Origin of the sequence: Actinomyces oris (assembly GCF_001937665.1) — a bacterium.
Lineage (GTDB): Bacteria > Actinomycetota > Actinomycetes > Actinomycetales > Actinomycetaceae > Actinomyces > Actinomyces stomatis.
On the sequence record NZ_MSKL01000025.1, the window covers coordinates 173,481 to 186,295 of the forward strand.

The window sequence follows — 12,815 nt, forward strand, 5'->3', positions numbered from 1 at the left end:
CCAGTACCCGAATCGTTCAGCGCCGGGATGACTCCGCAGGCTTCTTGCCCGTGGACTTGGCGGCGGCGGCCTGCGCGGCGGCGAAGGCGTCGACGTCGTCGTCCTCGCGCCCAGGGGTCTTGAAGTCGAACTTGACGATGAGGAACCTGAAGAGGAAGTAGTAGATGACGGCGTACACCAGTCCCATGATGACAATCATGAGCGGGCCGCGAACCACGCCTCCGGAGAGCTCGGCGGACTTGCCGAAGTTGAGCAGGTAGTCGATCGCTCCGGCGGAGAAGGCGAAGCCGTCCTTGGCGCCCAGCAGGTTGGCGATGGCCAGGGACGATCCGGTGAGTACCGCGTGGACGGCGTAGATCGGGAAGGCCACGTAGGCGAAGGCGTACTCGAGGGGCTCAGTGATACCGGTGATGAAGGCGGTCAGGGCCACCGAGATCATGAGGGCACCGGTCGCCTTGCGCTTGGCGGGCTTGGCCGTGTGCCAGATGGCCAGTGCGGCAGCGGGCAGCGCGAACATCATGATCGGGAAGAAGCCGGTCATGAAGCCTCCGGTCCACGAGTTCGAACCGTCCACGCCCTGGAAGAAGCAGGTGATGTCACCGTGCGCAGTGTCCCCGGAGGCCGTCTGGCAGGAGCCGAGCTGGAACCAGGGCACGGAGTTGAGCAGGTGGTGCAGGCCGAAGGGGATGAGCAGCCGGTTGACGGTACCGAAGACGAAGACCGCCAGGGCGCCGCTGACGCCCTTGGAGTTTCCGGCATGGATGAGCCAGCCGCCGAGCTGCTCGTTGATGAGCCAGTTGAAGGCGGGGTAGATCGCCGACATGACCAGGGCGATGACGAGGGAGGCGCCGGAGGTGACGATCGGGACGAAGCGGCGTCCGCCGAAGAAGGCCAGCCAGTCGGGCAGCTTGACGCGGTAGTACCGCTGCCAGAGCAGGGCGGCGGCGACGCCGATAACGATTCCGCCCAGGACGCCGTAGTTGATGGGCGTCTGGGTGGGGATGTCGCAGAGCTTGACTCCCTGGTTCCAGGGGCCGACCTGTGCGATCTTGCCGGTGGCAGGGTCGAAGGAGTGGAGGCAGTCGAGGGTCTCCTTGCTCAGGGGGTCGGGCTTGCCCATGATGATGGGCGACATGGTCCAGGTGACGGCTCGGTAGATGAGGTATCCGAACAGGGCGGCCACCCCGGTGGAGCCGTCGGCCTTCTTGGCGAAGCCCACGGCGACGCCGACGGCGAAGATGAGGGGCAGGTTGTCGAAGACTGCCCCACCGGCCGCGGCGAAGATGTCTGCGACGGGCTGCACCCAGGACAGCTTCGAGGCGAGCCCCTCGGCCCCGAGCATGTCCGCCTGCCCCAGACGCACCAGCAGACCCGCCGCCGGAAGCGTGGCAATGGGCAGCATCAGGGATCTCCCCAGACGCTGAGCAAGGGCGAAGGCGCCGCCCGTCTTCTTCTTGTCTGACATGATGTTCTCCAGTTCAGGATCGAGCGGCTGCATTGCCGCGTCAGAGATAGCCACCATGACGGTGGTAGTCGGGACGGATCGACACCGAACACGTCTGGACCAGTACCACCAGAAAAACCGATAGACCCTTCAATGTCAAGCGCGGGATACAGCTCGTCGGCCATAATGATATGAAAGTCGACGCGACGGAGCGGAAGCAGTGGTCGCGGCCACCCCCTTCTCTGGCCGCCTCCACTCACTGTCAACCAGGGGAGCCCCATGCCCAAGAACGCAGGCAAGAAGCCGGCAAAGTACGTCATTGTGCGCAATCACCTGCTGGATCTGGTCAGGAACGGGCTCGCCAACGGCAGCCCGGTGCCGTCCGAACGTGAGCTGTGCGAGCAGTTCGAGGTCTCCCGCATGACCGTGCGCCAGGCCATCGACACCCTCGTCGTCGACGGCATCCTGGAGCGGCATCAGGGCAAGGGGACATTTGTGGCACCCCCGAAGCTCGACCTGCAGGTTCGGCTGACCTCTTTCACTCAGGAGATGCAGCGGCGCGGGATGGAACCCGGTGTCGTCATGCTGCAGGCCGAGACCATTGCCGCCGAGGAGAGCGTGGCGGAGGCGCTTGAGCTCGAGGTGGGGGCCGAGGTCCACCACCTGCGTCGCCTACTGACCGCCAACGCCATCCCCATGGCGATCGAGGAGAACTGGATCCCCGCAGGGCTCCTTCCCGATCTGCTGCGCACCAGCCCGAACTTCTCGGTCTACGCCGAGCTGTCCCAGGCCGGCCTGGCGCCGCAGTGGGGAGAGGACATGATCGAGGCCCACGCGGCCACGGCCCCGGAGGCAGCACTGCTGTCCGTCCAGGAGGGCGCCCCGACCCTGGACATCACTCGACGCACCTTCCACGAGCACTGCGCCATCGACTACTCGCGCACCCTGTTCCGAGCCGACCGCTACACCCTGTGGGTCCCGGTGGCCGCACCCAAGCCCGCTTTCCGCCCCGACCGCTCATAGCCTTGAGGAGTCGTTGAAGGCCGGTACTGGACAACCTCCGAGCGACCTGTACCATGGGGTACTGGTATGGACCATTAGTCCGGTACCGGCGAAGGTGCCGCACCTGACTGCACCTCCCCTACGTCCTGATGCCTCATCTCGGCACCATCACCCACCGATCCCGGCAGCCGCCCGGGAAGACCCAGGAGGAACCCATGTCTCAGGCACAGAGCATCGTCGACGCTCTCGGAGGATTCGACAACATCGTGGAGATCGAGCCCTGCATCACGCGGCTGCGCTGCGAGCTGGAGGACGGTTCCCTCGTGGACGAGCCTGCCCTGAAGGCCGCGGGCGCGCACGGGGTCGTCAAGCTCGGCGATATCGTGCAGGTCGTGGTCGGCCCCAACGCGGACACGATCGCGGAGGACATCGAGGACCTGCGGTGAGCCTGACCGTCCAGTCCCCGGTATCCGGTCTCGTCATCGCTCTCGACGACGTTCCCGACCCCGTCTTCTCCGGCAAGATCGTCGGCCCCGGTGTAGCTGTCTCCCCGGACCCCGATTCCGGGGACGAGGTCAGCGCCCTGGCCCCCATCAGTGGGACACTCACGAAGATCCACCCCCACGCCTACGTCGTCACCAACGATGACGGCCGCAGCATCCTGGTCCATCTGGGGCTGGACACCGTGAGTCTTGGGGGCAGCGGCTTCACTCTCCTGGCCGATGAGGGACAGACCGTCGATGCGGGCAGTCCCGTCATCAGCTGGTCCCCCGCTCGAATCGAGGCCGGTGGGCTCAACCCGATCGTCCCAGTCATCGCCCTGGAGGGCGACGAGTCCGTTGTGGAGCCGATGTCACCCGGCCGCAGGGTCACAGCCGGCGACACACTTGTGACCTGGGCCTAGGCCCGAGCACGGGTCCGGTCTCATCCGGCCCCGCCTGCACTACGTGTGGTCCCGACCGTCGGTGTGACAGTCGGGACCACAGCGTCTCAGCGGCCTACCCGGCTCCGGCCCGTCTGGTCCGGTGAGCTCGGACCGAGAGTCTTCAGTCCTGCGGGGACATCTCGTCTCGTACGACGCTCAGCAGGCTGCCCAGGCGTGCGTTCTCGGGCAGGTCGTCGACCAGGACAACCTCGCCCGCACCGTCGGCCAGGGGGATCCGCCAGTTGGGGTACTCCTGGTCAGTGCCGGGCTGGTTCTGAGCGCGCCGCTCCCCCACGCCGTCGACCAGAGCGACACCGACCAGGACCGAGGGGGTGCGCACCACGTAACGGTGCAGGGCCTCCACGACCTGACGCTCCGTGGGTGCGTCCCCCAGCAGACCGTGCTCGCGCAGTCGGGCGGTCATCCGGTCACGCTCAATGCGTGCCTCAGTACGCACCTGCTCGACCGGCTCAGTGAGCAGGCCGAGGCGCTCGCGCAGATCGACGTGCTCGTCAGCCAGGTAGCCGGCAGTCGGGGGAAGATCGTGGGTGTTGACCGTGGACAGGGCGAGCCTGCGGTAGTCCTGGGGCTGAAGGGGCCAACCGTCGTGCTGCTTCTCGAACCACAGGACGCTGGTTCCCAGCACACCGCGACTGGCCAGGTAGTCGCGCGCCCAGGGCTCCACGGTTCCCAGGTCCTCACCGATGACGACGGCGCCGGCCCGGTAAGCCTCCAGGAGGACGACGCCGAGCATGGCCTCGTGGTCGTAGCGCACGTAGGCGCCGTGGTCCGCGCCCATGCCCTCGGGGATCCACCACAGGCGGAACAGGCCGATGATGTGGTCCACGCGCAGTGCGCCGGCGTGACGCAGGACCGTTCGCACCATGTCACGCAGAGGGGCGTAGGCGCTGCGCGCCAGGTACTCAGGGTTCCACGGCGGCTGGGACCAGTTCTGGCCCTGCTGGTTGTACATGTCCGGCGGGGCCCCCACGGTGACTCCGGAGGCGAATGCCTCCGGGTTGGACCATACGTCCGCGCCCTGCGCGTGCACACCCACGGCGAGATCATCCATGATGCCCAGGGCCATCCCCGAGGCGAGGGCCTCGGCCTGGGCACGGGCCAGCTGCTCGTCGACGATCCACTGCAACCAGGCGAAGAAGTCGATGCGCTCAGCAAGCTGGTGCGCCTCGTTGGCCACGTATGCGGAGTCCGCCTCCCGCAGCGTGGCGGGCCAGGACTGCAGGGGCCCGTGCTTCTCCACCAGCGCGCTCCACAGGGCGAAGCGCTCCAGACCCTCGCCCTGCTCGGTGCGGAAGCGCTCGAAGTCTCGCTGACGGGAGTAGGAGCGACCGGCGGCGAAGATGACCTCGAGGGCCTCGCGCTTGGCCTTCCACACCGCATCGCGGTCAATCGGCTCGGCACTCAGGTCACTGTCCTTGACCTCCTCGAAGGCCCACTGCACCAGCGAGCGCTTGGGGCCGGACAGGTGGGCCACCTCGGGGATGTTCTCCGGCCGGATGTAGAGCGGGTTAACGAAGCGACGCGTCACCGGCAGGTAGGGCGAGGGAGTCATCGGCGCCACCGGCTCAGCCGCATGCAGCGGGTTGATGAGCAGGAAGTCGGCCCCCTGGTCCCCCAGGAAGGCGGCGAGCTCAGTGAGGTCGTCAGTGTCGCCGGTCCCCCACGACCTGCGTGAGCGGGTCGAGTACAGCTGGGTCATGACTCCCCAACCGCGCTCACCGAGGGACTCGGGCAGATCGAGGTGGTTGGGGGTGACCGCCAGAGCCGAGGTCACTGTGACGGTGTCCGCCTCGCCGTCGGCGGGCGGTGCGGCGTGAGCCCCCTGCGGGGCCGCCTGGTCGGTGGAGCTGGAGCCGGGGCTGACCTCGGCGATGATCCGGTGCCACCCCAGGGGCAGATCGGCACCGAGGATGAAGGAGGCGCGGCCACGCTTGATGCCGTCCACCTCCCGGGGCACGGTCCAGTCCTCGGTCTGAGTCAGCTCACGGACGTCGCCGTCCTCGAGCTCAACGCGAACCCGCACCCTGGCGCCGTCGGGCACGTAGACGGGGACGGTGGACTCGACACCGCCGCGCGTGACGACCGTGGGAGCGAGCGTCTGCCTCCAGGGGGCGTCCTCGACCTCTCGCAGAGCGCGCCCGATCTCCTCCTCGGAGTGGGTGCTCACCCCCAACGCGGCGAGCACGGCCCTGAGAGTGGCGCTTGAGGGAGAGGCAAGGTTGCCGTGATAGTCCCAGTACTCGGTGGAGACGCCGTGCGCCTCAGCCAGTTGCTTGAGGCTCTCAGAAGCAGGTAGCTGGTCGTCGTTGAACTCGTTCATGTGCGTGGGTCAGCCTTGCGTGAGCAGATGTGCGGTGGAGCGCCATGGAGCGGGCATGGAGCAGGGTTGCGCTCCGCCATCACCCCTGGGGATGGATGGGTTGGATCGGGATGCGGGTGCTAGCAGGACTAGCAGTGTCCAAGTGTGCCCTAGCGGCTGAGGGTTGTGCACCCGCCGCACCGTGTCTCGTGAAGTTTTGCTGCAGCTGTTTCACTGCGACGCCCCGGGATGGCGCCACTGCGGATGAGAAGCTCGGGGAACGTGTGCCCAGGACCGCACGGTCGGCCGGCCGTCGACTGACCAGCCGGTGAGACCGCCCCCCGTTCCCGGCATGCGCCTAAACGCCGTACCAGGACAAACGGGTCGCCCGGCCCCGCGATGAAGGTGCTGGAACCGAGCGCCCGCGCAGACCGGCCGGGAACGGGCTGATCAGTCAGAGAGCCGCGATCTCCGAGGCGAGGTTGTCCGCCGTGGGCCCCACGACGACCTGGACGACACGGCCCGAACGCACCACGCCGAAGGCACCGGCCGCTCGCAGCGCCTCCTCATCAACCTTCGTCTGATCGGTGACCTCGACACGCAGACGCGTGATGCACGGCTCGAGATCGGTGATGTTCTCCTGGCCGCCGAGACCGGCGACGATGTCTGATGCAGTGCTCATGGCTTCTCCTTCCCGGTTGCCGTCCTCACGCAATCCCCGTCAGTCATGCGCTTGGTCGGGCAAATGAGGCCCTTCGTGCTCACGATCACTTTATCCCACCTCCGCGTTGTCCGCGGCGAAGAATCCGGGGCGGAAGGAAGGACGCATGCCCACGGAGGCAGCGGGGGCCTGCCGCGCGGGAGACGACCGTGCGGGAGCACCTTCCTCGCTTGACGGCGTTCCCTCACGTAACCTTACGGGAACACGATAGCTGCCTTGACGACGCCGCAGAGGAGCTCGTTATTCCCCTGGCGGAAACGCCTCATTCCGGCCACAGTCGGGGCACAATGAGCGATGATCCCCATTCGTCTCCGATGAGGAGCACCACATGACAGCGTCCGACACCACCTCCACAACTCTGTCCGGCATCGGTGTGAGCCCTGGCCTTGTGGCCGGCCCCGTCGCCAGGATGGCACCCCCCATTCCTGAGCCCGAGATCGCGACCCTCGAGCCCAGTCGCGACGTCGAGAAGGAGTGCGAGCGCATCGCACTGGCGGCCCAGCAGGTCAAGAAGGGCCTGGAGCTGTCCGCGGCCGAGGCCAAGGCCGAGGCCCGAACCCTCCTTGAGACCACAGCACAGATGGCGGCCGACCCCACCCTGACCTCGACCGCACAGGCCATGGTGCGCGAGAAGCGCCTGGTTCCAGAGCGAGCCGTGTGGGAGTCGGCAGGGACACTGGCCGCCATGCTGGAGTCGCTGGGCGGTTACATGGCCGAGCGCACTCGTGACGTCCAGGACGTGCGCGACCGCATCGTCGCCGTCCTGACCGAGTCCCCGATGCCGGGAATCCCCCGTCTGCCTGAGCCCTTCGTGCTCGTGGCGACGGATCTGGCCCCGGCCGACACCGCGCTGCTGGACCCCGAGAAGGTCATCGCCTTCATCACCTCCGAGGGCGGCCCCACCTCGCACACCGCGATCCTGGCCCGAGCCCTGGGCATGCCGGCGATCGTCGGCACCGGTGAGGAGGTCACTGACGCACTGGCCGAGGGCGATATCGTCCTGGTCGACGGCACCAAGGGGAGCATCACCCTCAACCCCTCCGAGGATGCTCTGCGCCGGGCCAGGGAGATCGCCTCGCGAGTGCGCGTCTTCAACGGTGACGGAGCCACGAAGGACGGCCACGAGGTCCAGCTGCTGGCCAATGTCGGTGACGCAGCCGGCGCCCGTAGTGCCGCAGAGGCCGGGGCCATGGGCATCGGCCTGTTCCGCACCGAGTTCTGCTTCCTGGACCAGCCCGAGGAGCCCACGGTGGAGGCTCAGGTGGAGGCGTACCAGGGCGTCTTGGAGGCGTTCCCCGGCAAGAAGGTCGTGGTGCGCACGCTTGACGCCGGTGCGGACAAGCCGCTGCCCTTCCTGACCGACGCCACCGAGGCCAACCCGGCGCTCGGTGTGCGCGCCTACCGCACGACGCGCCGCGACCCCGAGGTCCTGGACCACCAGCTCGAGGCCCTGGCCAAGGCCGAGGCCGCCACTGAGGCCAAGGTGTGGGTCATGGCCCCGATGATCTCCACGGCCGAGGAGGCGGAGGCCTTCACGCAGAAGGCCCGCTCCTACGGTCTGAAGACGGCCGGCATGATGATCGAGGTGCCCTCCGCCGCGCTCATGGCCGACAAGCTCTTCGAGCACGCCGACTTCGCCTCCGTGGGTACCAACGACCTCACCCAGTACGTCATGGCGGCCGACCGTCTGCTGTCCTCGCTGGCCGACCTGTCCACGGCCTGGCAGCCGGCCGTCCTGCGTCTGATCGGTACCGCGTGTGAAGGGGCCTCCCCCAAGGGACGCCCGGTGGGCGTGTGCGGTGAGGCCGCAGCGGACCCGGCACTGGCGACCGTCCTCGTGGGTCTGGGAGTCGCCTCTCTGTCGATGACGGCACGCGCGCTGCCGGATGTCGACGCCGTCCTGAAGTCCGTCACGTTCGCCGAGTGCCAGGAGCTGGCGAGGATCGCCCTGGACGCAGCGACGGCCGAGGACGCGCGCACGGCGGTGCGTGCTCAGTTGCCGATCCTGGAGGAGCTCGGCCTGTGACAGTCCCTTACCCCGTCCCCGCCGCCACGGAGGAGCCTCTCGGGTCGGTGACCCGGATCCTCAACCTGGCGGCGGGTGACGGGGAGGACATCTTCTCCGGAGGCTCTCTGCCCCAGCTCTCGGGCCGGGTCTATGGAGGACAGGTGGTTGCCCAGGGCATGCTTGCCGCGGCGGCCACGATCGAGGACGACGGTGACGGTGAACGTCTGCCGCACTCGGTCCATGCCTTCTTCATGAGGGGCGGGCAGCCCGACACACCGATCACCTTCGCCGTCGAGCGCCTGCACGACGGGCGGTCCTTCTCCCAACGACGCACCACCGCTTCCCAGGAGGGCACGCCGATCCTCACCATGCTCACCTCCTTCCAGGAGGAGCAGGAGGGGGCCGACCTCCATGTTTCTGCCCCCTCGGTTCCGCGCCCTGAGGACTTGACGAGCGCTCTGGAGATCTTCCGCACGATCGACCATCCGGTGGCGCGTTTCCTGGGGCGAACGGCGGCCTTCGACCTCAGGCACGTGGAGGGCAATCTCTACCTGCGCCCCACCAAGGAGCGTGTCGGTCGCCAGCACCTGTGGATGCGCTCGCGCAGCCGCATCCCGGAGCAGACCGCCCAGACTGTGCACCGGGCACTGCTGGCCTACGTGTGCGATCAGGTGATGCTGGAGCCGGTGCTGCGAAGCCAGGGACTGTCCTGGCGCAGCGAGGGCATGAGTCTGGCGACCCTCGACCACGCCCAGTGGTTCCACCGGGACGTGGACATGGGCGACTGGCTGCTCTACGTGCAGGACTCCCCGTCCTCACAGGGCGGCCGCGGCATGGCGCGCGCACAGGTCTTCGACTCATCCGGCAGGCTCGTGTCGACCATCGCCCAGGAGGGCATGGTCCGTATGCCCTCCGGTTCCCAGTCCGACGGCGGTTCAAGACGTTGGCGGATCCGCATGGGCGAGGGCGACGACGGCAGCGCGATCCCCGGCTGAGGCTCTCTCCACCTTTCCTCCTCTCAGGTGATTAACGGTGCCGATTGCCATACTTCAGATTCTCAACGCTATCGCCGCAACAATCAGTACGTTGTCATCACTGCTGGCTGTCTTCCAACCTCAGATCATGAGCAAGTCGCGAGAGGTCAGCGCCGGGGAGAGGTTCTTCGCTCAGATGTATGCGGCTCGAGCGGTTCCCCTCGGCGTGATGACGGCAGCCGTACCTTTTGTCGCCGCTTCAGACATCACTACCGTGAGGCTGGTCCTCATGGCTGCAATGGTGGTCCAGATCGTCGACGCCGGCATCGGTATCCGACGCAGAGAGGTGGCCATGATCATCGGCCCGTCGATCGCGGCCATCATCCACGGCATCACAGCCTGGCTGACATAAACGCATTTATTCAGATTCCTTCTCAAGAGGAGAGAATAGGGTTAGTCTAGGCGTCAAAATGACAGAGAGAGAGGACGTGAGACTCAGGGGACGATTCGAGACAAGAATGCAAACGGAACCACACACAAGAGCCACTGACAGTAAAAACAATCTCCCACTCGTGAACGCAATCTCATCATCCCCACCACCCCAGCGAACAGCTTTTAAGTTTTCATGATATGATCGAATCATGACTTTTGTGACACTGTCAAACGGCGGCAGCCTTTGGTACTCCATAAGAAACACATTATCACCCAAACCTCCATTAGTGCTTATCCAAGGAAGGGGACTCGACCACCACGGATGGGACTCCGTTCTCAGCGAATTCACCAATCGAACCATCGTACTCCTTGACCACAGAGGCACCGGCCAGAACACAGCGCCACTGAACTCAGAATGGTCGACGAGAGATTTCGCAAAGGATGTAGTAACCATCCTCGATCACGCAGGCATCGACAGGGCGCACGTTTACGGACACTCAATGGGAGGAAGAATTGCTCAGTGGCTCGGAGCGGAGCATGCAGATCGCATTATTACACTCATCATTGGGGGCACCAGCGTTGGTGACGGAACTGGACTACCTCGCCCTACCACTGGAGCAGCGGCCCTAGCATCCGGCGACCCAAGCGCACTAGTTTCACTCTTCTATCCGGATCCTTGGATCGCAGCAAATCCTCAACAAGCCACCAGCGTCTTCCCCCCACCTCATTCACCGGAAGCAATGAGCATCCACAGCAAGGCCTCAGACCGCCCTGACGGGCCAGCCCCAGAAAACATTACGGCCCCCACTTTGATCCTGCACGGCACGAACGACCCTATCTCCGATCCTGGCAACGCAGCAATCCTTGGAAATCGAATCCCAAATGCGGAAGTATTCATGATTCCGGACGCCAGGCATGCATACTGGGCCGGAAATCCAGAAGTTCATGCCTCGGTCGCAAAATTCATCTCATTAAATGATCCGAACTGATGCCTTTGTTTTTCTCCCGCGTCGCGTCAGCGACTCGGTGTCCACACATCGACATGGCTGGCTCCACAGTAGATGCGGTTGGACGACGACCCCGGAATCTCGGGAGTTCCGCTTGGACCCCTACGTCGCCGCAGCGTTCATGTCCGCTGTGTGGACACCGGAATGGTGCGGGTTGGGGACTGCGTTGTCCATCCAGGACGTACTTCTCCCCCACACGACTGCGGCCGGATCTCAGAGGCTTGCAGGAGAATGCAGTCCTCGCCGGAGAAGTACGTCTCCGAGCGGGAACTGCGTACTGCGCCGTAGGCCGATCCCCGCTTCTTGCCACGATCAGGGCGCGGCGGCCCCACGAGGGGACATCCGCCGGATCCGAGGCTCATTCTGTAGCGTCGCCTCAAGGCTGAGCGATGATCGAGCCCTGCTCGGGGCACGACTGCCGGCGAAACTCCCAGGGAGCATCTTGCTGCGGGCTGCGTTGCCGGAACTCCTCGAACCGGAGCGGACCCCCTTGGCGGCATAGGCATCAGGGCTGTCCATGGCTTGAATGTGGAGATGGGGCTGCGTGGAGTTCCCGGAGTTGCCGCATCTGCCGATCTGATCGCCGGCGCGCAGCCGCTCACCTGGCGACACCTGAACAGACCCTCGCTGAAGGTGCACGAGTCCAACGTAATAAGGGCTGCCCGTAACCCGGATGATGACGTGATTCCCGAGGATCGCGGTCAGTCCCCGCCGAATCCGCCGGGGTTGGCTCAATCCGTGCGGGATGAGTGTCAGCATGGAGCGGCGCGCCTCATGGTCGGGTTCGCCGTCGTGAGCAGACACCACAGTTCCTGCAACGGGTGAGTACAGGGGGCGCCCGAAGGCGTAGAAGAGCTCTGGCGATTCGGTGGCGAAGACCGTACGCAGGCTGCGCTTAGGCGCCGTGCGACCGTCATCGTCGACGGCGAGGAAGTCGAGCGCGTACGTGGTGGCGAACAGATCGGTCCCGTGGCTCGGGACGCGGCGCGTGGGGCTGATCTCAGTCAGCCACTGCCCGTCGAATGGAATTCTCCCGGTGACGCCTTCTTCGGGGATGAGCCCCGATGTCTCTCTACCCATGAGGACACCTCCAAGCAAGCACTCTCAGCACGACCAATATTACCGGGCAAAGCGAAAAAGACACCACGGGAGTGTGGATGACGAGAGTGGTGCCAGCCGACATCTGTTGACGTCGGCTGGCACCACTGTTGACGACACTCCATCAGCTCAGCCCAGACTATACGGGGCAGTTCCCATTCACGCACAACTTAACGTTGTCGTTAATCTCATGCGACGCATTCTCATTCTTGAGTTCAGGTCGGAGGTTCACCGGCTCACCATCAGGGATCGTCTGACTAGGTCCTGAGTGGTTGGAGTTGTAGTAAATTGTCACCGACCGGCCCGTCCGGTTCCAGACCGAGGCCGCGTTATTCTTCACGCACTTGCCTTGCCCATTTCCAGACCCCTTGAACTCATAGCAGTTGGGCTGACTGCCACCGTAGTTGGGGATGGAGCCGCTGAAATCAGAAAGCGAGCCCTCCCCGTTGCTGTTGTAGTAGAGACAGACCTCTCCAACGTCACAGACACCGTCCCTCTCAGCAGCACTTGCTGCCGAAGTCGGAATCAGAAGAGCGCCTGCGGTCAGCAGGATGAGTGAGCCGGCACTTGCGATACGGCGAGCCATTGTCGTACCCATGATGATTGTCCTTTCAAAGTGGCGGAGTATGTGAGGCGACACCCTGACCACGTGAGGTCGCCGCCTGAAATAACCATAGAATCCGCCTTCTGAAACTCACCAGAGCGGTCGACCCCCATTGACGAACGCCTACCTCAACCATTATAGTGCTCAATTTTATGCATCTAGTCGCTCCGACGTTGACGCCACCGCTCTTGAGGAGTGCCTCCGAGTCTCCGGCGGCGACGGCTTCAGGCACCATGACGAGGCACCCTCATCGCCCATAACGGATATGCCATTCCCACAG

At 65.1% G+C, this 12,815-nt stretch carries 11 protein-coding genes and 1 pseudogene; 7 read left to right on the top strand and 5 right to left on the bottom strand.

Annotated features, from left to right (window positions below; genetic code table 11):
- Nucleotides 1–16 precede the first annotated feature (16 nt).
- Nucleotides 17–1,465: a PTS transporter subunit EIIC gene (locus BKH28_RS10150; RefSeq protein ID WP_075418738.1), complete on the bottom strand. Its 1,449-nt coding sequence runs from the start codon at nt 1,463–1,465 to the stop codon at nt 17–19.
- Nucleotides 1,466–1,723: 258 nt separating this feature from the next.
- Between BKH28_RS10150 and BKH28_RS10155 the strand changes: the two genes are divergently transcribed.
- The 3 genes from BKH28_RS10155 (at nt 1,724) to BKH28_RS10165 (ending at nt 3,350) form a co-directional block, all read left to right on the top strand.
- Nucleotides 1,724–2,467 (top strand): GntR family transcriptional regulator, encoded by a 744-nt coding sequence (locus BKH28_RS10155; RefSeq protein WP_075418687.1) that lies wholly within the window; start codon nt 1,724–1,726, stop codon nt 2,465–2,467.
- A 194-nt stretch (nt 2,468–2,661) separates the two neighbouring features.
- Nucleotides 2,662–2,892: a glucose PTS transporter subunit EIIB gene (locus BKH28_RS10160; protein ID WP_009397277.1), complete on the top strand. Its 231-nt coding sequence runs from the start codon at nt 2,662–2,664 to the stop codon at nt 2,890–2,892.
- Complete coding sequence (locus BKH28_RS10165; RefSeq protein WP_075418688.1) at nt 2,889–3,350, top strand: PTS sugar transporter subunit IIA; 462 nt, start codon at nt 2,889–2,891, stop codon at nt 3,348–3,350. Before BKH28_RS10160 ends, BKH28_RS10165 begins: the two co-directional genes overlap by 4 nt.
- Before the next feature lie 142 nt (nt 3,351–3,492).
- Here the strand turns inward: BKH28_RS10165 and malQ are convergent, their stop codons facing one another.
- Both malQ and BKH28_RS10175 read right to left on the bottom strand, forming a co-directional pair.
- On the bottom strand, nt 3,493–5,712 hold the full coding sequence (malQ, locus tag BKH28_RS10170; RefSeq protein WP_075418689.1) for a 4-alpha-glucanotransferase: 2,220 nt from the start codon (nt 5,710–5,712) through the stop codon (nt 3,493–3,495).
- A 433-nt stretch (nt 5,713–6,145) separates the two neighbouring features.
- Nucleotides 6,146–6,373 carry a glucose PTS transporter subunit EIIB gene (locus tag BKH28_RS10175; RefSeq protein ID WP_070659179.1) on the bottom strand — a complete coding sequence of 76 codons (228 nt, stop codon included), beginning with the start codon at nt 6,371–6,373 and terminating at the stop codon, nt 6,146–6,148.
- A gap of 367 nt (nt 6,374–6,740) precedes the next feature.
- On the opposite strand from BKH28_RS10175, the gene ptsP reads away from it, so the two are divergent.
- The 4 genes from ptsP (at nt 6,741) to BKH28_RS10195 (ending at nt 10,815) form a co-directional block, all read left to right on the top strand.
- Complete coding sequence (gene ptsP / locus BKH28_RS10180) at nt 6,741–8,438, top strand: phosphoenolpyruvate--protein phosphotransferase (RefSeq protein WP_075418690.1); 1,698 nt, start codon at nt 6,741–6,743, stop codon at nt 8,436–8,438.
- Nucleotides 8,435–9,415: an acyl-CoA thioesterase gene (locus BKH28_RS10185; protein WP_075418691.1), complete on the top strand. Its 981-nt coding sequence runs from the start codon at nt 8,435–8,437 to the stop codon at nt 9,413–9,415. The genes ptsP and BKH28_RS10185 overlap by 4 nt, the downstream gene beginning before the upstream one ends.
- A gap of 127 nt (nt 9,416–9,542) precedes the next feature.
- Nucleotides 9,543–9,806 (top strand): hypothetical protein, encoded by a 264-nt coding sequence (locus BKH28_RS10190; protein WP_256695740.1) that lies wholly within the window; start codon nt 9,543–9,545, stop codon nt 9,804–9,806.
- Between the two features lie 229 nt (nt 9,807–10,035).
- The gene (locus tag BKH28_RS10195; protein WP_075418692.1) at nt 10,036–10,815 is read left to right on the top strand and encodes an alpha/beta fold hydrolase; all 780 of its coding nucleotides are present in this window, start codon (nt 10,036–10,038) and stop codon (nt 10,813–10,815) included.
- A gap of 394 nt (nt 10,816–11,209) precedes the next feature.
- Here the strand turns inward: BKH28_RS10195 and BKH28_RS10200 are convergent.
- Nucleotides 11,210–11,913 (bottom strand): annotated as a pseudogene (locus BKH28_RS10200) (M23 family metallopeptidase).
- Between the two features lie 157 nt (nt 11,914–12,070).
- Complete coding sequence (locus BKH28_RS10205; RefSeq protein ID WP_178388863.1) at nt 12,071–12,529, bottom strand: peptidase inhibitor family I36 protein; 459 nt, start codon at nt 12,527–12,529, stop codon at nt 12,071–12,073.
- Nucleotides 12,530–12,815 lie beyond the last annotated feature (286 nt).

Bases quoted from the DNA above. Each gene is read 5' to 3' on its own strand.
- BKH28_RS10155 (WP_075418687.1), top strand. From the start codon at position 1,724: ATGCCCAAGAACGCAGGCAAGAAGCCGGCAAAGTACGTCATTGTGCGC.
- BKH28_RS10205 (WP_178388863.1), bottom strand. From the start codon at position 12,529: ATGGGTACGACAATGGCTCGCCGTATCGCAAGTGCCGGCTCACTCATC.
- ptsP (WP_075418690.1), top strand. From the start codon at position 6,741: ATGACAGCGTCCGACACCACCTCCACAACTCTGTCCGGCATCGGTGTG.
- malQ (WP_075418689.1), bottom strand. From the start codon at position 5,712: ATGAACGAGTTCAACGACGACCAGCTACCTGCTTCTGAGAGCCTCAAG.
- BKH28_RS10190 (WP_256695740.1), top strand. From the start codon at position 9,543: ATGAGCAAGTCGCGAGAGGTCAGCGCCGGGGAGAGGTTCTTCGCTCAG.
- BKH28_RS10160 (WP_009397277.1), top strand. From the start codon at position 2,662: ATGTCTCAGGCACAGAGCATCGTCGACGCTCTCGGAGGATTCGACAAC.
- BKH28_RS10195 (WP_075418692.1), top strand. From the start codon at position 10,036: ATGACTTTTGTGACACTGTCAAACGGCGGCAGCCTTTGGTACTCCATA.
- BKH28_RS10175 (WP_070659179.1), bottom strand. From the start codon at position 6,373: ATGAGCACTGCATCAGACATCGTCGCCGGTCTCGGCGGCCAGGAGAAC.
- BKH28_RS10150 (WP_075418738.1), bottom strand. From the start codon at position 1,465: ATGTCAGACAAGAAGAAGACGGGCGGCGCCTTCGCCCTTGCTCAGCGT.